Genomic DNA, 19,443 nt, shown 5'->3' with positions numbered 1-19,443 from the left:
AGGCAATTCTAGGAATCCGGGTATAAAAAAACCGCCCTAAAAGTAGGGCGGTTTGGATGTATCAGTTGGGCAGCTGAGCCGGTGCCGGGCTAGCCGGTACCAGTTGTTGGACGGACAGGCCATTCAAAGCGCCGCGGACCATGTCGTTGATTACCTCCGCTGTGGTGGCGGGTTCGGTTTGATTGATGCATGTGTGATAGGCAAACAACAAATGATCACCAATCTTGGGGATTTCAGATTCCAGTGGAACCTGGTCGGAATCAAAGCCACCGCAGCCGTCACCAACCTTGAGTTTCAGAGCAGCTGTGTTTGCACAGTAGGCCGGATCGCAGATGCCATTGATTTTGAAACGAGTACAGAACGCTTCTGCAAAGACTCGAATTTTAGGAGGCACGTCGTAGCCGCTGAAGGCTTCTTCGAAGAAACCCGGACGGATTGCTGGTGCGGTTGGGGATGCAGTAGCGAGGGGGTTAGGGACGGGTTGAGTCATGTCGATCTCCTGGGCTGTTTGAACTTGCTCCAGGAGATGGTTTTCATGCATTTGTAACAGATCAAAGCACAAGAGTGATCAGAACTATCGTGGTTAGGCCGATTCCTAATAGGATCTTTCTATTGTTCTCGTCGACGTGGAACCCCCGGCGAATCAAAAAATGCTCGACGACTGTCCACCCATCAAGGGGTGGAAGCGGGATGATGTTGGTCGCTGCCAACAAGATGGAGCCTTTAGCGGCAACCAGAGTTGGCCAGTTTGGCGATAGAAAATAGATTCCAAAAAAGAGCAGCCCCGTCACCAATGAGATCAAGGGGCCGCCGGCAGCGATGATTGCGCGCTGACTGGACGGTGCCTTCTCATAGTCGGAGCTGACGACATATGCCCACAACGGGATAAGCCCGATCTCATGAATTATCCCGGACTTTCTGAATGAGAAAAGCTTGAACCCGCCGAGAATCAATTTCTCGGGCTTTATGCCCATCCGTTGCATCGGGATCAGATGCCCTGCCTCATGAATCAGAAGCAAAAACACCAGAAAAAGCCAGATTACGAAGAAGGCTGCAACGAACATTCCGATGGTCTGCAACATAGATGTGAGTTCCAAGATCGTGATGCCTCAATTCTTTAGCAAAGCTCAAGTTCCCACAAGAGCAATATGCCATCTTTACCTTTCTAGGTGCACTGCACAGTACAAATAGTCTCTACGTCATATAGATGTCTGATGGACATCTCCGAAGGATATGAAACGACTTCGGTGACCCCCTATGCAAACGTGTTTTCAAATTGCTGCATTTGCTCGCACCCAATGGGCTGTTGCAATGCTCCTCACTCGTAGACCTGGTGCAGATGCACTGGCTGAAATCAAATTCAAAGAAGCAGAGGATGCAGCCTGGGCCTATGGGTGGGGTGTATCCGATGTTCCGTCAGACCTTTTCATTGATGTGCCTGAATTGATGGCCGCATTCAACGCAGGGCAAAAAGCACTTCAGCAAGACATGAAATATACGTTCCAAAAAGGATTAGAAAATGGATGACTCAAGAAGTACCCCTAGTCTCATTCCCAATGACCTTTGGTATGTGTGCCTTCGTTGGCCAGACGGTGGATCGTTCAGTCGATGCACTGAAGCGCTAGGTTCTTGGGACGCAATCATTAAAGTGGCCCAGGAAATGGTGGATGACGATTTGGCTAGCACATTCGGATCCGAGGAAGAAAGGTGGGGCTGGATAAATGAGCGTGCTAATGACTCCATGGAATGCTGTCTAGTTAAAGATCGACTAGGTTCTGATTTAGTCAGATTGTTCGGAAAAGAGATGTTTCCGGATGACAAGGAGTCTCCGATAAACCTTTCGGCACTTCGCGAGGTGATCCTGGCCAATCTGGATCAATTGTTAACAAAGACTGACGTGGTCCAAGCTCCACAAAGCGAAAAAACAGATCTTACCTTTCATTCTGTAGACTCAGGCAACTGCCGTATCTATTACAAAACAGCAAATGGCGGCCTGTGTTGTTTTCAGCTCGACACCGGTTCGACATTTAAACTCTATCACTGCTCCCGTGACGGAGAGCCAGAGCATACGATCGACCACTTGAACAAGTCATTCAATTTTCCCGAATGTAAATCCAAGCTGGTTGAAGCATTCAAATCATGGTGGGTAGACCTGTCAGCCAACCATGACTGAATGACACAACGCTTCATCCAGGCCACCTTCGAAGGTGGCCTTTTTTTTGGGTAAACAAAACCCCGCCGAAGCGGGGTTTCGTTTACCGACATAGCAGCCGTTAGAAGCCCACAGAGATCGAGAAAGTTGCCACGTCGCTTGCTACAGCTTTGTCGCTGCCGAAGCGGTGACCGTAAGAGACACCGACACGCGAAGCTTTGAAGGGACCGGCCATTTGCATGCCTACGCCCACTTCGTTCCAGCGTTCAGTGGTGCCTTGCTTGAGGTCAAAATTCGAAACCCCCATGACCTCGCCTGTCAGATCATCGTGCTGGTTGTTCAGGCGTTCAACGTGCTTGATGTTCGCCGACACGATTGCTTTGTTACCCAGGTTTACGCTGGTGCTGACGCCGGCGGTGCCGTAGATGTTTTTCTCGGTACGGCTGTCGAAGTGGGCAGGGAATGGACCGCTGGTCTCGGTGTAGCTGTCCAGTTTGGTGTTCAGGTAATCCAGTCCCAGGTAAGGCAGCACAGCGACGTTGTCGTTCAGAATGAACACGTAACCTGCCTGGCCCGAAACTGCACGTTGACTGACGTCGGCTTTGCCTTTGGATTCCAATGCACCAGCACCGGTCAGGTATGAACGCTTGATCGTTGCATCGCCTTCGGAAACTGCTACCGCACCACGGGCAAATACACCTTTCTTCAGTCGGTTCCCGTACTCGACAAACGCACCGATCGTGTTGGTATCACCTTTGACACGGTCGTCATTGATTTTGAGCGAAGTGCTTGGACCTTGATAGCCGATACCTGCGATCAGATCTGGTGTCAGGCGGTACGCGACTGTCAGACCACCGTATGTGTTGTCACCCTGTACAGTGCCCGAGTTGTGGGTCACTTGTGCGCTCATGCTCACGCAGATGCCTCTGGCATCGAAGGCCGTGCAGGTCAACTGGTCCTGCACGAAACCTTGCAGCTGATTCTGCATCGCCTCAGCGTAAAGGCTCGCGTTGTGCAGCGAGTCACCCAGGTCCATCAGACCAATAACACCGGTCGGAGGGGTTGGGGTGGTGATTTGGTCTGTACCGCCGCCAGTTACTGGCGCGGTTCCCGAAGTATCACCTGCGCCGCCAGTTACTGGCGTGTTTCCGGAAGTGTCACCTGCGCCACCGGTCGTTGGCGTACCACCCGTCGACGGCGTCGATGGATCGGTCACTACTGGCGGCGTTACAACCGGTGGAGTTACAACCGGTGGCGTTACCACTGGAGGGGTCACTACAGGTGGGGTCACCACCGGAGGAGTCACCACAGGCGGGGTTACAACCGGCGGAGTGGTTACCACTGGGACCGAGACAGCGCCATACGACCGAGCGACAAACGGCTGATCGCGACCGTTGAGTGTGCCCATACCGAAAACCGTATTGCCGTCCGAAGACACGGCGGTTGCGGAGTTCAAGGTGTTTCCGGAGAGCAGGGTGTAAGTTGGATCATTGTCCTGCAACCACTGAATCAGGGACTGCATACCGGTTTCAGACGTCCAGCGGAAACCAGTCAGGACACTGCCCGCTGTATCCGCAACGCCGACGACGACGGCACCGTTTGCCGAGATGCCTTCGGCTTCGGACAGCGTACCGTCCGCAAGCAGGCCCAAGCCTTTCATACCGGATTGTTCAGACCAGATGAATGCTTCTGGTGTTGCTACAGACGAGTCCCCCCAGCCTGCGACGTAGGTACCGTCGGCGCTGACGGCCGTGGCCCGAGAAAAACCGCCCCCGGTCAGGATGCCCAGGCTTTCAGCTGTACCGCCATTGACCCAACGGGTTGCGACGTCGTCCGCAGCAGCACCGTTTTGGGCGTAGCCGACCACGACTTTGCCATCGGCGGAAACGCCCAGTGCAAAGCTGTATGCGCCATCGTTCAGATAACCGAGGTTGGTGATGTCTCCGGCGGCGTTCCAGGTTACTGCTGTTTGCGATCCGGTGATGCCATCCTCGGCAAAGCCGGCGATCACACTGCCGTCTTGGGATACGCCTCGGGCTACGGACGATGCACCGTCGTTCAGCTGACTCAGCGAATGAATGCCGGTCGAATCCCAGCGAACAGCCGTTTCTTTGTTCGTGACGCTGTCGACGGAGCTGCCAACAATCGCACTGGCGTCTTCAGATGCTGCCTGAGCTGATGCGATGGTGCCGAGGCTGGGCAGGTACTGCTTACCGCCGATCAGTGTCCACGAAAACGCTCGGGTTTCACCGGTGGAGCTGTTGGACTGAGAACCAACCAGAGTACCGCCGTCACCGGAGCCACCCAGGTGAGAGTTGTAACCGTTGATGGTCGATCCGAGGGTAGGTGCATACACGTCAACACCGGCGTAAGCGGCATTAGCGGCGCCCGCATGCAGACCGATCGCGATGGCGGCAACCAGCAGCGAAAGACGAGGTGTGAAAGGGATTTTGTTGTCTTGCATGAATTAGCGTCCTGATCTCATGTGGGCGATTTCGTTAACATGAGCCAAGAATACAGATAGAATCATTATGAAATCAACAGGATTATAGCTACGTGTTACTTTTTCTGTGATTTGCGTCCTGTTTTGCGTTGGTCCTACGAAATAAAAACTGTCGCAACTAAATAAAAACTGTCGCAGGCTGGGCTGTCGTAAATGGTGCGTTACCAAGTTAGTATCCTCCAGTGCTGCTTGCTTCGCTTCGTTCCTGACAGCAGGTTCAGGTAGCGAAGGATCAAATCTAGGCGCTCTGAATTTCAACTGCGTCATTGGGACATGGAGGTTGACTTGGCTTGCGTGGGCTTAGTGAACGGCCGCCGCACTGTGGCCTCGTTGCTTAGCGATGAAGACTGGAAGGAAGTCGTGAAGCTGTCCAAAGGTCGGCAGGTGCTCATGCCGGATACGAAACTTCCTGCACAGGCCAAAACCCTCAGATGGGATGGCGGCATCACCAGATACTTTTCCCACTTCCCTGGAGAGAGCCCAGAGGGCTATACCAGCACTGAAAGCCCAGAACATATCGCCATGAAGGTAGCCATCTACAAAGCGCTGGTCGATCTAGGCATTCGCGCCGAGCTTGAAGATGGTGTAGACGATTGGCGAGCTGACATTCTGGTTGGCGACTCTGCCTTTGCTCCGCGCCTAGCAATAGAAGTGCAGATTTCGCCTCAGTCAGCGCAGCGGACATACGAGCGTACTGAGCAGCGCAATCACTCCGGTGTTCCTACTCTTTGGATATTCGGCAGTATCGGCCTGACGGGCCGTCTCTCCGAGGATCTAGCACGGAGAAACCCCATCTTCGTCGCAGAAACCCCCCAGGATGCAGCCGATATAGCCAGTGCTGTGTGTCGTGGGCAAGCGTTCTACGATGACTTGTTGAGCTACCAGCAAACGCCAGCCAGACCAGTTGCGCTACTTGTGAACTGTGCATGTGGGGATAGATGGCTTTATCCGTTCGGCTCCGTTTTGCTTCTCAACAGAATCTCTGGTGAAACAGCTCCAATGTTCATCAGTTGCTTTAGGACAAGCAAGGTCGGAAAAGGGCTTCTACCTACAGCCAGAATAAGAGCCGTGGAAAAATATTTCGATTTGGGCATGTCTTCTGTGAAAGCTAGCGCCGACAAATATGGCGTGGGATTTGGGCAGCCATCCGAGGTCTGGCATCGCTATGGGCGATTTGGAAACTCAAAATCTGGCATTCGGGTGTGGGAGCGAAGCTATAGCTGCCCGGCTTGCGCCAGCACGCCTGAACCGCTGACGCGAGGCTTGCCGAAAGGGGTAGCCCTATTGAGGTGCCCAGTCCCAGTCGCCACCACCGTCGATGCGCGTTCGGTTCTTAGCATCACACCGAGCTGGAGAATGAGCAGAAAGGATGGCTGGGTTGAGTCTCCAATGTGTGAGCGTAGATGGAAGGATGAATTCATCTACCCGCTCAGGTCGGCAATTTCACAGTCGTGACTGGCTGAACCGTTGCAACGTGCCGAATCTGATGGTTGCGACAGTTTTAATTCTCTACGCCTCCGCTCCACAGCAGCGAATTGAGTTATTGAGACAGTTTTGCGTTTCCTCCAGAGCTGGCTTGATGCCCACAAAGCCTGCCTTAGCCGCGACAGTCTTTATTCTCCAAATCCAGCGTGTTCAGGCTGCGTTTCAGCCTATGTGACTCAAGCCCTAGCTGCCGGTGGCGATCAGATTTTCGATCTTCACGATGCTGTCAGTATTCGTGTGTATGGATGTTGAGCATCTCTGTGCATCAGGTCTTCGCAAGAGACCGCACACCCGAGGAAAAAACCATGTTTCAAATCCCAAAAAATCTGGTCGACAGGGCAATAACCAAGGACACACTGCACCGTTCGGGAAAACGGCTGCTCAAGGAAATCGCTCAGGCCGTAGGTATCCCTGAATCTGATTACGCCCTTCGTTCCAATAAAGGCGGTGATGGCGTAATGGGCGAGGTCGTTGCCCACAGCGACAGCCTCTATTTGATGTTACACGTTGGCTCGGGCAGTACTCTCAAGGTGCTTTACCGTACCTGCACCAGCAAAAAGGACTTCAGCGGCGGTATGAACATGTATGTCAACGTTTCGGACCTGGTCAGTAGTACTGCGAGTGAGCGATTCATCGAGAAACTGAAAAACCTCGGCAATCTCTCAAAACGTCAAAACGCTAGCCACGCGGCCTAACTGGAGGCTGGCATGACATCAGTGCTCCAGCAATTCCCTGAAGCTTTCGCCCAGAGAATCAACAAAATCCTCGACATTCCTTCCCCTGGTCCGGCTACAAGCGCCAATAATTTTTTCGGCGGGTACGGATGTCGTTGGTGTCGCAACTCAAGAGCCTGGTTTACGGTTTTGCCCTTTGACATGGAGCCGGTGGCGCACACGGTTGCACAGATGTTCAGAAATGCTGGCGTGACAAGCGTTACTGTTTCCCTAGAAGGGGGAGTACCCCAGAATGAGGGCGGAAAAGGTTTCCAGGTTTCCGCCTACATCTAGAACAGATCCACCAACCGCCCTGCTACGGGGCGGTTTTTTTTCCCTGTTTTTACTGGCCTCTGTGGGACATCTCTTTTCACGATGATTACCCCTACAGGAGAAGTAAAATGCAGCAGACTCAAACAGCGTCACTCGATTCCGTTTCGCTCCCAATGGTCGTTGTAGGCCCTCACGACCATGAGCAAAAGGCAGAGTACGACCCCAAGCTTCTCGCGTTCTCTTTTTCCGGCATGGAGATCCGCAATCCCTATTTCTCGCCTTCAGGTAAGGAACTGGTTGATCCGGTATCCACCTATCTCTTCGAGGAGGAACACACGGGTGGCGGCTGCATGGCTTTGAAAAAAGTGCTTCCCGACGGCCGTTACTTCCTCCTGACGGATGGCGATGGCTTTATTGCGGCGCCAATTGATTGGGATGAAGCAACCCTTGGCTTGTACAGCGTTGAGGGAGATACCATCGCGTACTGCGAACTGAAGAACGTTCCGTATGCGCTGGTGACCGATGATGCCAGCCAGAATGAACTCACATCGTTAGAACGGCTTTACTGCTCCTGTTGTGGCGGCGTCACTACCGGGCGTCAATGGAGTAACCGCGATACCGGCTATGGTCTTTGTGTCAGCTGCCTACCTCAGTGCAGTCGTAATCAAACCGATGAAGAGTTTCAGCGCACCTACGGTGTGCGTGGCATCCATTTCGATCTTTCGCAATCACCGCCCGGTGATGAAGCTGTCTGCGAAATTGCCAGACTCAAGGCTGAGGTAGAAGGCACCGCAAATGATGAGTCGCAGGATTCAGCAGCCCTCCAGGCGCAATACTTGGCCTGGGCTCGGGAAAATCTCGCGTCCGACGATATGGAAATCCCTGAGAATGCGAATGTAAGTCTGGCTGAACGTGGCGCCTTCGTGGAGGCCTATGTCTGGGTTCCCAATGACGCTATAAAAGGTCCTGATGACCTCTAATGCTCCGTCACCGCTCCCCCAATGGGAGCGGTTTTTTTTGCCTGAAATTTTGGCTTTCCGTGGGTTGCTGGTCGGTGTGATGCATTACGAGTACACGACCAACCTCTTTGGAGATGCCACCATGGCAAGCAAACTCGTTCGCGCAGTTCCTTCTGTCATCAAACCTTTAGCAGATGCGCTCTCGGATGGGCATAGATACCCACCTGGTGAGATGTTCCGATTCTTTCTCGGCTCAGTGATGGAGGTCTGGGGTTACCAGCCGTGGTACCCGGTACCAGCCGATGCGCAGCCTTTGGTGCAACAGGCCATTGGTTGTTACGACCAAGCCCTGAGTAAAGAGGAACCCTTCAAGGACATACTGGGTATTCTCTACGAAGAGCTGGCCAGCCACGGGGGAAAGCAGCTGTTAGGCCAATTCTTTACTCCCTGGTCGATCGCCTCAATGATGGCCCGAATGAACGCCGATCCTGACCACCAAACATCGGGAAATGGACTCAAGGCATTCTCTGATCCCGCCTGTGGAAGCGGCGTAATGCTGCTTGCGAAGGCCAATCAGCTATTGGAGGCCAATGGCCCTGATGAATTGCGTAACTGGCAGTTTCACGGCTGCGACATCGACGGAATCTGTGCGCGCATGACGGCTATCCAACTCGCCGCAAACTGCGCGGTTCACAGACTGGAAATAGGTGAAATCATTATCCAGCAGGGCAACACACTGTCTCTGTCCGAGACCAAGACGATGATCATGTACGCAACAGCTCCACCGAAGGTAGCGCTCGCTTCTTAATCCAACCAAATCTGAGGTTCCCACATGAAAGGAAGAATTGCCTTGGTACTGGGGTTGGGCCTTCTTGGACTCACTCCTACGCTGGCGCTTGCGACTGAGACAAGTAATGCGGTTGAGGCTGTTGCTCAGTCGCGGATGTCCACGGTTGCTCATATCAATGGCAGAAACAAATCTGTGATCTACGTCGGTCAGTTTGACGGGTGCGATTCGGTTACTGTTCAAAACGGTGACGATCACTTTGATCATTACCGCGTCTGTGGTCACGAAGTCAAAGCAAGAAACACGGTGTCGCCCAGCTGGACCGAGAGTGATGGCGGAAAAGCAGTGCTAAAAGCGGTCGTGAGTAACGCCGTACTGTATGGCGCCGCTTCACAAACTGATGCAAACGGCTATCTCATCACTGCACGCTCGTTGGGCGCGCTTCAACCGATCTGCACAAACGTCGAGGTGATCATCAGTTACGAAGGCGACCTGGTCGACAGAGCGTTGAAGAGCATCTGCTCTAATCCGCGTTAACGCTCCACCAACCCTGCCGTCTTCGGCAGGGTTTTTATCGGTGACGGAAACGTCTACAGATCCATGTGACTCATCCCTGAATACCAAGCCTTCGCAAGCTTGGCTCAACTTTCAGGAGAGTCAAAATGCATACCCAGACCGCAACAGCTTCAGCTCAGCACGACAGTCTTGATGGCTTCAACGTCTCAAAGCTTCCGATCGATCGTGACTCGATTCGATCGCGTCGTCTTCTGCGGATGATCGAGCTGATCGAGGTGCTCCGTACTCCGGACAATGAACGGACCATCTGGCAGATGCTGCTCGATGCCGGCGCCAACCCTGATTTCATCTTGTTGCGTGATTGTGATGATGAGGCTCGCCACGGCCGACGTCCTGCGATGCAGCTGAACGTCAATACCGAGAAGCTCCAAGGGTTCGTGCTCATTACCCACAACGCCGATGACACGGGTTACAAAATCCTTCTGCAATCACAGGGCGCCTCAATCCCCCATGTTACAGAGGAAAATGTCGTGGTTCGGAGGTTGGCAGCAGTGCTGTTCGACCTGATCGATGACGGCACCAAGCGCGTTACTGTTCCTTCCAACGCGTTGTCAACGAATGCCGTTATCGCAGGGGACTACCTACTGGCCCCGTAACGCAACATCAGCCCACCTCCTTGAGGTGGGCTTTTTATCGACCTGAGGAAAGCATCTCCTCTGACTATGAGAAGGAGATTGCCATGAACGCTTTCAACTGCAACACCGGTTACAAACCGGCCGGACGCATCATGTTGCGAAAAACTGGAGCGGGGGAAGTGGGCCTTGTGGGCGCACTTCGATTCGACCACAGATTCGCGATCAAAGAAGGATTCGGCTACCTCGCTCACTTCGGCTCCGAAGGTTGTGAGGTGTTCGATTCGGCGGTTGGTGATCAGGTCCCCCCGGACGTATTGCCTTACCACATTGACTATCATTTGAGAGAGCCGATATGGCCTAGGTCTACCGATCCTAAAAGCATGATGGTGAGGTTTATCCAGCAATGGCCTGGGTCAAACATCTGGGTCGTCTACGGAGCGGTAGATCGATCTCCCGTACCTGAGCACTTGTACAGCTCAACGGGCCATGCATGGTTCGATCTAAGGGCTGGGGTACTGAATCCGATCACTGCGCCGGCTGTGGAAGCTGGGCTTACCATTTCGCAGCTCGGTAGTACGCTACCGGTTTGGCCTGGCCCTCAAGACGAACCTTATGCACTTTGCTGTATTCAGAGTGGCTGGAGGCCTGACTACCTTGAATACAACCGACTCCAGGTTTCCTTGGGTCGAGGTCAATTAACGCGAGCTGAGTTCAAAACGCGAGTCCTGGGAGACGATCGGCTTTGTCATCTGATTAGCAATCCGGGCGAAGACTACCTTCGATATCTTGTGTGCCTGGATGATCTCGGTGGTGTCGAACAGCCCGGACCGCTGTCCGAAAAACATTTGCGCGAGAGAGAAGATCGAGCAGCAGTCGCATTACGCAATTCGCAAACCGCTTAACGCTCTACAGACCGGCCCATGTGGCCGGTTTTTTTTGCCAAAAAAAACGCCGACCATGAGGGCCGGCGTTTGTAGCGGTTGAATCAGCTCAGGCGCTGAGTGGAGAAGGTGACCTCGTCCATTGATGCAAACAGGGTTTGAACCTTCTGTTGAAACAGGCAAAGAGCGACCTGTTTGAAATTGGTTTCAACATCCGGAGACGGTGGTTGTTCGAACGTGAAGTTCACCGATCCACCGTGTTTGCCTTGATGGAAGATGGTCTTGATATCGACCAACGCGATCAGTCGCCCATTCTTCTTGATGTGACGGCCTTGGAACTCGAAGGGTTGGACCTGAATAAGATCATGCGCCTTGGCGACAGTGATCGAATTTATCGTCGCATCACCGTCTTCCAACAGTGTGATTTCATAGACCTCCAAGGCTTCATTTGACGCAAGAGCACACTCGACGAACTGGGTGACCTTATGGTGAAGGTTGAGACTGGCCAGGTGCGTTCCGTTTTGGCGGATGACCCACACATAGCGTCCGCCGACGGTGCCTGTGTTTGCCAGGTGCTCCCGGTCATATTGGTAAAAGTCGACTTTATAGGCTTTCAGCAAGCAGTTTTCAGCTTCGACAATTGCTTGCATACGTTCAAACGCAGGTTGGAATTTCATGATGGAACGCTCCGATGGGGAAGTAGGCTTGATGCACGGTGATGCTGCACATGCATGTGGAAACCAGCCCAATGGCGCCCATACGTTGTAATCGCCTGTGAAGCATTACCCGGGGTATGTTCAATCCCTTCAGGTGACCCTCATGAGTCTCAACGTAAAACAAAATCAAGCCCAATCGCTCCAAGCTCTGCTCGCAGCAGTAAACGCTCATTCAACCGCACTGGACGAGAAGGAATTGCCGCCCGATGGCCACAGCTACAATGAGCTGCACCGCCTGGTTAGCGAGCATCTGAGTGCAATGCTTTCGAAAATCGAGCCTACGATCGAGATTGATCCGCACGCGGGTCAGACTGAAGCCCAACGATCTTCGAAAACAGATCCGGAGGGTTGTTTAGCCGTAGCCAAGGTGGTTAAGGCGGTGTTCGACCGACTTTCGCAGTCGAGCCTTCGTGCTCTGATGGAGACCCATACTGAAGGCTGGCGCGAACAACTCAACGGTAATGCCGGGTCCCAGGCAAAGGTCGATCAGGAAATGGGTAACGTTGCATTGCGCTGCGTGGAAAACATGGTCTCAAGCGATCGGCAATACATCAAAGCGCTCCTAGCGCCTGCGGCCATTTAGGTCCGTCACAAGTCTCACAAACCCGGTCCTTTGCGGCCGGGTTTTTTCTGCATGCCGGATCTGTCTGTGGGGGATTCCTGTTCCTTGTTACGCATCTCCAGGCATACAGCCAACAGGAGATTCCCATGCACTTTCAGAAATCCGTAGACACCACATCCCGTGAAGAAATGATTGCTTTTCTGAGTGGTCATTTTCGCTATGACACCATGCGCGCATGGAACAAGTGTCAGAGTTATGCCCTCAACGTTAAGGTCCACCGACTAGGTTTGTCGACGGAACAGTGCTCCAAAGCCTACGACATTCTCCAGGTCGAGGGCCTCTGGGAGAGCTTGAATGAATGCATCCATGAGTTCGAACAGGAACATGAAGGTCGCTTCACGATTTGCAGCAATGGCAGGTCAAGCGGGTATCTGGTTCTGCTCCAGAGCGAGTACAGACTAACCGGGCATCAGTCCTACTGCCGGTCGTGCTATCAGCGAAATTTCAAGCTTTGTGCTCTGAACGACAATCGCTGCGGCCGTTGTGGCGCAGATGGGGAGAAGGGCCGCGTTAATTATCAGACGCCACCCAAGGAATTGGTCACTCATCACGCCGGTATCGATGAGGATGCCGATTTCGATGAGTGGTCTCTGGAACAGCTTCAGGATCGAGTCAAGCTGGTCGACGGATTCGACAAAGCCTGTGACCAAGTCAGGGAACGTTTCATTGACCTGCTGTCCGAAGAGATCGTAGAGGAAACCTTCTACGTACCGCAAAAACGCATGGTTCTGAAATCGGCCTAATTTTTCGTTAACGCTCCATCAACCGCTGACTCTTCGGAGCTGGCGGTTTTTTTTGCCCATTAAAAAGCCCCGACAGAATGTCAGGGCTGGATGGATCGTTACTGATGCACTATTGCGTTCGGCGTTTCGGGGTTGGTAATCATTGCGAGCATTTCCGTGAGAGGCATGGTGGTGAGATCTTTCGTGTCGTCCTGACTATCGATCAGCCTAGCCCGGAAAGCCCCAAGAAGTTTTTCAAGCTGCTGGTCATCCAGAATATTGATGGCGGTACAAAGTAGGCGCCAGGTCAGTTCTGCCTCAGCGTCCATAGTGTCAGAACGGTTGATGACATCCCGAAGGAAGTCCAGCACGGCGCCATTCTCAAGCATGCTTTCCGGGCCGTCCTCGGTCATGGAAGGATGCTCGCCACAACCGGCATCGAGCATGCTTGAGGATCGTTCAGGCTCGATGCCGGTGTGCACAGCAGGTCGCAGTACGGAGATGGCCAACAGGCGAAGCTTCACAGGCTTGTCGTATTTGTCATTGCAGTGGAACGCGTCATCTTCCCACCGCCCTTGCTCGATGCCGCCGGCCGTAAACAAAGTTTCGCACCGTTGCTGATTCCAGATCAGCCTCAGCAGGGTGCCATCCTTTTCAGGCCCTAGAACCATTACGGTACTTATCTCCTGGAAACCGCCGGGTAGGGTTATCTCGATTTGCGATGCGGAGCTGGCCAGCGCGATGAAGCGGTCAACGTGTTGGTTATTCATCTGGACTTTCCTGAAAGGTCATTGAACGTGCCAAGGGAGATGCCTGACAACGCTCTGTAAGCGCTGGCCACCCCTATCTTGTTCAGTTGCCTCTCTTGGCCAGCCGTCAAACCCGGCCTGCGCGGACTACCACGCATCGGAGATGTCACTGCTGCCAGTGAAAAATGAAGACTAGGGGTACATTTGTACTCCATAATTTAATGCAATTAACAGTCAAAGATTTCAGGCTTTACCCCGACCTGATTGATCCTGGACCTATGGAGCGGCCCATGAACCCTACAGATGACTTGTTCAAACCCAACCCCCCAGAATGGGACGCGAACCCACGGCAGACCTTTGACCACTGGGTTAGCCAGCAAGCTGGTAGGGGGACCTCAACGCGTATCAGAATCTCATCCGCTGAGGTGTACAGGGCTCAATGGGGACGCTTCGTCGACTGGATTGAGCAAAAGAGCATTAAATTAAGCCAAGTGGATGCAAGCCATGTGAGCGCATTCCTCGACTCGTTGTCGCCTGGGCAATCGCCGGAAGAAAAGCTGGTAAACAACAGACCACAGCGAGACAGGTACCGGCGGTTGATACAGCGGGTGCTTGCAGATCTGATCAGAGATTCAGCCGAACTGGGCGTGCTTAATCCCGCCGCACAGGCGATGCGAGACGAGGGAGCAAAATGGAAGGATGTGGATGGAAATCTGCCTACAAGCTTCTTGCGGGCGGCTGAGCGGGCATTACTGGTGGATCATGTCACCGCCGAGATCAAATCTGCTACGGCGCACGGACAATGGCGTGAAGCGCGGGACAAAGCGATGGTGGGGTTATGCCTGGGGGGTGGCCTCAAGGTAGCGGAGATAATCGCCTTGACTGTTAATTGCATCGAATTTCGCGGGCCGTGGATCACCCTGCGATTTGCCGATTCCCAGTACTCGCACCGCACACAACCCTTCGATTACGCGATACAAGCATTGACCACCTGGTTGCAGATTCGCCATCGAGCTGGAACGGAAGGGGAGCTGGTGTTTCCCACCGACATCAAGCCGATCACCAAAAATGGCCGGCTGATCACCAGCATCAACCCATCGACAGTCAACCGGATCACTGACACCTCGATCCATGACTCCGGCGTCAAGGCGATACGTGATCAGGAACATCGGGCCAGTCCCCAAACACTGCGCAACACATTCGCGGCGCAACTGTTCGAAAAGGGGGAGACGCCGGCTCTTGTTGCAGAGTGGATGGGGTTTGCTCAGCAGGTATCTGCCGATCGGATGCTGGCTTCGTGGGAACTGTGGCGTCAGAGCTGAAGAGCACTGAACAGAGAAAAGATACAGCGGAGCGGGGTAGCTCGCTCCGCGAGGCACAAATATCGCCGTCAGTGCGCCTTTCCAGGATCTCCCCGGTTGTCCCGTGGCCACGGCTGGGGTTCACCCATGTCATCCCGCAGGTGCATGTAAAAATTCTCCAAAAGCACGCACAGCTCCTGCTCCAGGCCCCAGAGCTCCGAATTCAATTGCTTGATTCTGGCTTGCTGTACAGCAGGAAGTTCACTGCCGGGATTATCAAACAGATCCGGGGGCGTGCCGAGATAAGCCAAAAATTAGGACATTCGTTCTGTAAGTAACTGTTTTTAAGGGAACTGCTCATGTGCTGCGGAAGGACGGTCGAGAATAGAGGGTGGCCACTTGGGATTCTAACCAGCCCTGCTTACAAACCTTGGCTACGGTTTGCGTCGTAATAACGAGCCAGCCGCATTCTCCTCGAAAGCTCCAGCTTCCTCGATATAGCCGTGTACGGTGCCATCGTGCCGCCAGCCACCCTGTCGTTTGATCTCAAGGAAATCCGCCCCAGCCCGATGCGCACTGGTAGCCAGTCCCCGACGCAGACTGTGGCTGCTCAGTTCGGGCACATACAACAGCCCTGCGGCTTCGGCACGTGCCGTCAGGATGGTATTCACGCTGCCCTCGTGCAGTGCCACCTCGCCGAGTACGCCCCAGCGGCTGATGCGCCGGAACAGTGGCCCCTGAACGATCTGAGCCGCGTCCAACCACCGGCGTAGCGCTGTCGCGGGGCAGCAGATGCTGTCGCCGTATGGGATCGCCTTGTCGAGTCCCTCGCCCTCCTGATCGGTCTTGGAACGGGGCAGCGTGATCCGTAGACCTTCCTGCTCCCACTCGAGGTATTGCATCTCCAGCGTGACCAATTCGCTGCGCCGGAACGCACCAAAATACCCGACCTGGAGCAGTGCACTGTCCCGCAGTGTCGCCAGTCCGTCGAGCGTGTTCAGGTGCACCACGATGCGTTCGAGATCCTCTAGGACCAGGGCCTTGGCTTTTTGTCGAGGCCGCCCGTTCACCCGCTCAATACCGCGCAAGGTTTTGCCCACGGTGGCGCTGGCGGTAGGGTCAGGAAAACCCTGATAACGGTGCCATTGCGACAGCGCCGTGAGGCGCAGGGCCAGGGTGCGCGGGTTCAATACTTCCGCAAAAGACAATAGATAACGAATCAGCGCGGCTTCATCGCACGGCAGCACGCCGCCCCAGGCGAGAAAGTGGCGAATGGCCGAGCGGTAGGTGCGCCGGGTGTTGTCGGTTGTCGCGGCGGCGAGAAAACGCTGATGTTGCTCAGCCAATTGTTCGGGGGTGGTGAGCGTACCGGGGGTACGCGCAAGTACTGTCGGCTCTTCGTGCCGCCTGGTGGGGAGGTTTTCGTCATTATTGCCGGCTGTCATCACGAAGCGCCTGTTTAGGCCATGTGTACCGCAGATTATAGACACAACCCTCGATCGCGATGACTTAACTCACGATAACCGCGCTTATCGTGGGTCAACTGACGGTCTCAGTCGGCTGAACTATTCTGTACTTAAATCGAGGTATTACGTTTTCCATAATACGGTACGAAAAAATCCGAGGTGTTCATGGCCCGTTCCGGCGTCCTCTACCTGCATGTTGCCCAGGCGGCCACCCAACTGGTGGCTGCGGGCCACAACCCCACCATTGACAGCATCCGCGTCGCCCTGGGTGGGACGGGCAGCAAAAGCACGATTGCTCCGTTGTTAAAGCGTTGGAAAGCCGCGCATCCCGGCACGCTGGCCCAGGCCGAACTGGGATTGCCCGCGGAGCTGGTCCTGGCGCTGAAAGGACTGTACGAAAAAGTTCAGGCGGAGGCGGCCGTCCAACTCCAGCAGGCCGTAGCGGCTCACCAGGCAGAGGCCGACGCGTTGCAGGAACAGTTGCAGCAGGCATTCGTCGAGCGCGACGCGCAACTCAGCGTTCAGGAGCAGCAGGCCCAGGCACTTGCCGTAGCCACTACGCGCAGCCAGGGGCTGGCTGACACCCTGCAGCGTCAGGAGATCGCCCTGGCCAGCCTGGGCAGTGAAAAGACCGGGCTCGAACAACGTCTGGCTGACCGCGCCGCCGAGGCGGCCGCACTGACCCGGCAACTGCAACAAGCGCGGGAGCAGTTTGAGCACTACCAGGCATCGGTCGCGCAACAACGCAGCGACGAGCGCCAGGCCACTGAGCAACGCCAGCAGCGCCTGGAACACGAATTGGCAGCGCTCCGGCAGCGTCTGCTCGCGCAGCAAACCCGCCTGGGCGAACTGCAGGCGCAGGAACAACGCCTGGTGCAGGACCATGATCGTCTAGAGAGCACCCTGCTCACGACGCAAGCGACGCTCGCGCAGAGTCAGATTGCGCATGAACACGTCTTACTTCAATTCACCGACTTGCAACAGTCGCATCAGGCACTGGAGCAGCGCCATGGCCAAGGTGAGCAGCGTTTGGCTGAGACGCGGACTTACCTGGCCGTCAATGAACGGGAGCGAAGCCTGCTGGCGGAACGCTTAAGCCAAACTGAAAGCCAATTGAGCCAGTTGGCCACAGAAAAGCAGCTTCTCGTGCAAGACAACGCGGTGCTGTCAAGCCAGCTCGCAGAGTCCAGAGCGATGAAGCCGAAGACTTGTTGACCGAAAAAGGCGCCTACCTCAGGCGCCTGAAACCATCCTCCAAACCAAAGGAGCCAAACAGGAGGACAGTGGAGCAATCAACTCTTCAATACACAGCCTGGCTGGAAACCAAGGTCGTAGATGAGGAGAGTCGCCATGCGTAACGCCATTACCTACACCGTCCTTGCTACCTTCATAGCCCTTGGAACTGTTGCCACGGGATTTGCCGAACAGGCCAAAGCCCCCGCCCAAAGCAGTGCCGAGACAAATAAGGGTGAGGACATGCACATGATGGACGGCAACCATATGCCGATGATGGACATGCAGGAAATGTCCAAGATGATGAAAAACTGCAATACAATGATGGAGAACATGAACCAACACATTGGAATGGAGTCCCCGAAGGGCGATAGCAAGGCACAATAGCGATCTGGTTCACGTCGGCCGTCTCCGTCCCTCGCCGGTGTGCGCCCCGACACGGAGGCCGACCTTGCCGCTCCAGATATCGTTCTCAAAACTGCCGAGGAGCTGCTTCCCCTCATCGACGGCCTTGTAGTAATTCAAACCACCGACCAAGGCGACATCATCTGCAAGCGGGTAGCTCCAGGTAGTGCCGGTATAGTATTGGTTTCAGGCATCCTTGAGACAACTGGTGTAAAGGCTGAAGCCAAGGTTGTCGTTGGGTGTGTAATCACCGCCGACTATCCACGGAGAGCCGACTTCGCCTGCGTAGAAGGTTGCAAAATCATCCCGCATGCTGCTGGAGCTGGGTTGGCTCATCGCGTGCAGGCGTCCGCCCTGTAGCACCAAGCCCTCGACACTGGTGTTGTATGCGGTGACGCCGCGGAAGCTTTCCGGAAGCAGTCGCGAATCGCCGTACTGCACGACAGGCGTGACAGGGAAGACATCGCCTACTTTGATTTCAGTGTCCAGGAAACGGGTCTTTACGGCGCCGCCGAGCTTGGAGTAATTGTCCTCGGCCTGGCCGAGCCCGACTCGAATCGGCCTATGACTCCGTGGGCCCATTCTTCCGAGTAGCCATTTCCTGTACTGCTGGACTGGCCTTTGCGAAAATCACGGTTGAAGTAGAAATTTCGATTGAAGATGCTCAGGCTGCTGCCTTCGATGAATCCCTCGCCTTTTTCCTCGGCGGCCATTGCAGCCTGCGCAGCGCTGATGCTCAAGACGATCTGAGAAAGTCCCAACAGGGCCTTGTTGTTCATAAACGCTCTTGATGTTTTGGCAGATTTTTCATTGTGCGGTTGTGTATATGCCGAAGCGCGCCGGGCATAGCCGGGTGCGCTTCTTACATACTTCCACATGCAAAATAACGTCAGGGTGACGTGAAAATTACTTTTCCGTCAGCAACACGTCAACAATGCTCAGTGCTGGCTCCTGCAGTCCGTTCCTGATACGCGGTACTCCAGAATATGCAGGTTTCCGCTCGAATCCTCGTAGGTCATTTGCGCAGGCATCACATCGCAGTTGCCATTGGTCGACGTGACGTGAATGACCTTGGCGATGTCGAGCTTCATGCCATAGCGGTAGTGAGTGACTTCTGGCGGGTTCTTGCCTTGGGCGCTAGCGTATTCGCGCATGGATTGCTCGTTGGCCTGGATCATCTTACCGTACAGGCGATCGGAACTGCCATCGGCCCATACGGTGGATGACAGCAGAGTCGCACTCACTATCAGCAGCAGTCTTAGGTGTTTCATAACGGCGATCTCCTCTCGGGTTTTCGATCCACGATTCAACTCTACCTCCGTAGT

At 54.4% G+C, this 19,443-nt stretch carries 21 protein-coding genes and 1 pseudogene; 14 read left to right on the top strand and 8 right to left on the bottom strand.

Annotated features, from left to right (window positions below; translation table 11 throughout):
* Positions 1-61: 61 nt before the first annotated feature.
* Together BLS87_RS29105 and BLS87_RS29100 are read right to left on the bottom strand one after the other, a co-directional pair.
* Positions 62-490: a hypothetical protein gene (locus BLS87_RS29105; RefSeq protein WP_074758209.1), complete on the bottom strand. Its 429-nt coding sequence runs from the start codon at positions 488-490 to the stop codon at positions 62-64.
* Between the two features lie 61 nt (positions 491-551).
* Positions 552-1,082 (bottom strand): site-2 protease family protein, encoded by a 531-nt coding sequence (locus BLS87_RS29100; RefSeq protein ID WP_074758207.1) that lies wholly within the window; start codon positions 1,080-1,082, stop codon positions 552-554.
* Between the two features lie 175 nt (positions 1,083-1,257).
* Here BLS87_RS29100 and BLS87_RS29095 point away from each other — a divergent pair, with 175 nt between their 5' ends.
* Positions 1,258-1,527 carry a hypothetical protein gene (locus BLS87_RS29095; RefSeq protein WP_074758205.1) on the top strand — a complete coding sequence of 90 codons (270 nt, stop codon included), beginning with the start codon at positions 1,258-1,260 and terminating at the stop codon, positions 1,525-1,527.
* Positions 1,520-2,173 carry a hypothetical protein gene (locus BLS87_RS29090; protein WP_074758203.1) on the top strand — a complete coding sequence of 218 codons (654 nt, stop codon included), beginning with the start codon at positions 1,520-1,522 and terminating at the stop codon, positions 2,171-2,173. The genes BLS87_RS29095 and BLS87_RS29090 overlap by 8 nt, the downstream gene beginning before the upstream one ends.
* Positions 2,174-2,273: 100 nt before the next feature.
* On the opposite strand, the gene BLS87_RS29085 is transcribed toward BLS87_RS29090, so the two are convergent.
* The gene (locus tag BLS87_RS29085) at positions 2,274-4,616 is read right to left on the bottom strand and encodes an autotransporter domain-containing protein (protein ID WP_074758201.1); all 2,343 of its coding nucleotides are present in this window, start codon (positions 4,614-4,616) and stop codon (positions 2,274-2,276) included.
* A gap of 399 nt (positions 4,617-5,015) precedes the next feature.
* Here BLS87_RS29085 and BLS87_RS29080 point away from each other — a divergent pair, with 399 nt between their 5' ends.
* From BLS87_RS29080 to BLS87_RS29045, 7 genes are all read left to right on the top strand, one after another.
* On the top strand, positions 5,016-6,110 hold the full coding sequence (locus BLS87_RS29080; RefSeq protein WP_074758354.1) for a competence protein CoiA family protein: 1,095 nt from the start codon (positions 5,016-5,018) through the stop codon (positions 6,108-6,110).
* A 335-nt stretch (positions 6,111-6,445) separates the two neighbouring features.
* Positions 6,446-6,835 carry a hypothetical protein gene (locus BLS87_RS29075; RefSeq protein ID WP_074758199.1) on the top strand — a complete coding sequence of 130 codons (390 nt, stop codon included), beginning with the start codon at positions 6,446-6,448 and terminating at the stop codon, positions 6,833-6,835.
* A gap of 419 nt (positions 6,836-7,254) precedes the next feature.
* Complete coding sequence (locus tag BLS87_RS29065) at positions 7,255-8,106, top strand: hypothetical protein (protein ID WP_074758195.1); 852 nt, start codon at positions 7,255-7,257, stop codon at positions 8,104-8,106.
* Between the two features lie 37 nt (positions 8,107-8,143).
* Positions 8,144-8,893, top strand: a complete 750-nt coding sequence (locus BLS87_RS29060) for an N-6 DNA methylase (RefSeq protein ID WP_244165917.1) — start codon at positions 8,144-8,146, stop codon at positions 8,891-8,893.
* A gap of 24 nt (positions 8,894-8,917) precedes the next feature.
* Positions 8,918-9,409 (top strand): hypothetical protein, encoded by a 492-nt coding sequence (locus BLS87_RS29055; protein ID WP_074758193.1) that lies wholly within the window; start codon positions 8,918-8,920, stop codon positions 9,407-9,409.
* 125 nt (positions 9,410-9,534) lie between these two features.
* Positions 9,535-10,044 (top strand): hypothetical protein, encoded by a 510-nt coding sequence (locus BLS87_RS29050; protein WP_074758191.1) that lies wholly within the window; start codon positions 9,535-9,537, stop codon positions 10,042-10,044.
* Between the two features lie 83 nt (positions 10,045-10,127).
* Complete coding sequence (locus tag BLS87_RS29045; RefSeq protein ID WP_074758189.1) at positions 10,128-10,925, top strand: hypothetical protein; 798 nt, start codon at positions 10,128-10,130, stop codon at positions 10,923-10,925.
* A gap of 83 nt (positions 10,926-11,008) precedes the next feature.
* On the opposite strand, the gene BLS87_RS29040 is transcribed toward BLS87_RS29045, so the two are convergent.
* The gene (locus BLS87_RS29040; RefSeq protein WP_074758187.1) at positions 11,009-11,581 is read right to left on the bottom strand and encodes a hypothetical protein; all 573 of its coding nucleotides are present in this window, start codon (positions 11,579-11,581) and stop codon (positions 11,009-11,011) included.
* Between the two features lie 142 nt (positions 11,582-11,723).
* Here BLS87_RS29040 and BLS87_RS29035 point away from each other — a divergent pair, with 142 nt between their 5' ends.
* On the top strand, positions 11,724-12,203 hold the full coding sequence (locus BLS87_RS29035; RefSeq protein ID WP_074758185.1) for a hypothetical protein: 480 nt from the start codon (positions 11,724-11,726) through the stop codon (positions 12,201-12,203).
* Between the two features lie 125 nt (positions 12,204-12,328).
* Positions 12,329-12,985: a hypothetical protein gene (locus BLS87_RS29030; protein WP_074758183.1), complete on the top strand. Its 657-nt coding sequence runs from the start codon at positions 12,329-12,331 to the stop codon at positions 12,983-12,985.
* A 98-nt stretch (positions 12,986-13,083) separates the two neighbouring features.
* On the opposite strand, the gene BLS87_RS29025 is transcribed toward BLS87_RS29030, so the two are convergent.
* On the bottom strand, positions 13,084-13,734 hold the full coding sequence (locus BLS87_RS29025) for a hypothetical protein (RefSeq protein ID WP_074758181.1): 651 nt from the start codon (positions 13,732-13,734) through the stop codon (positions 13,084-13,086).
* 269 nt (positions 13,735-14,003) lie between these two features.
* Between BLS87_RS29025 and BLS87_RS29020 the strand changes: the two genes are divergently transcribed.
* Positions 14,004-15,035 (top strand): tyrosine-type recombinase/integrase, encoded by a 1,032-nt coding sequence (locus tag BLS87_RS29020; RefSeq protein WP_074758179.1) that lies wholly within the window; start codon positions 14,004-14,006, stop codon positions 15,033-15,035.
* 413 nt (positions 15,036-15,448) lie between these two features.
* Here the strand turns inward: BLS87_RS29020 and BLS87_RS29010 are convergent, their stop codons facing one another.
* Positions 15,449-16,459, bottom strand: coding sequence for a tyrosine-type recombinase/integrase (locus tag BLS87_RS29010; protein WP_077747747.1), 1,011 nt, complete (start codon positions 16,457-16,459; stop codon positions 15,449-15,451).
* Between the two features lie 186 nt (positions 16,460-16,645).
* Between BLS87_RS29010 and BLS87_RS29005 the strand changes: the two genes are divergently transcribed.
* On the top strand, positions 16,646-17,695 hold the full coding sequence (locus tag BLS87_RS29005; protein WP_011154388.1) for a DNA-binding protein: 1,050 nt from the start codon (positions 16,646-16,648) through the stop codon (positions 17,693-17,695).
* Between the two features lie 135 nt (positions 17,696-17,830).
* Positions 17,831-18,100, top strand: a complete 270-nt coding sequence (locus BLS87_RS29000) for a hypothetical protein (protein WP_033979952.1) — start codon at positions 17,831-17,833, stop codon at positions 18,098-18,100.
* Positions 18,101-18,136: 36 nt separating this feature from the next.
* Here the strand turns inward: BLS87_RS29000 and BLS87_RS28995 are convergent.
* Together BLS87_RS28995 and BLS87_RS28990 are read right to left on the bottom strand one after the other, a co-directional pair.
* Positions 18,137-18,897 (bottom strand): annotated as a pseudogene (locus BLS87_RS28995) (OprD family outer membrane porin); the annotation flags it as partial.
* 159 nt (positions 18,898-19,056) lie between these two features.
* A complete protein-coding gene (locus BLS87_RS28990; protein ID WP_033979951.1) occupies positions 19,057-19,389 on the bottom strand; it encodes a DUF2790 domain-containing protein in 333 nt (110 codons plus the stop codon).
* Positions 19,390-19,443 lie beyond the last annotated feature (54 nt).

This window comes from Pseudomonas abietaniphila, from assembly GCF_900100795.1.
GTDB classification, from domain to species: Bacteria; Pseudomonadota; Gammaproteobacteria; order Pseudomonadales; family Pseudomonadaceae; genus Aquipseudomonas; species Aquipseudomonas abietaniphila.
Note: the sequence above shows the minus strand (reverse complement) of the source record. Positions and strands in the feature narration are given on the sequence as shown.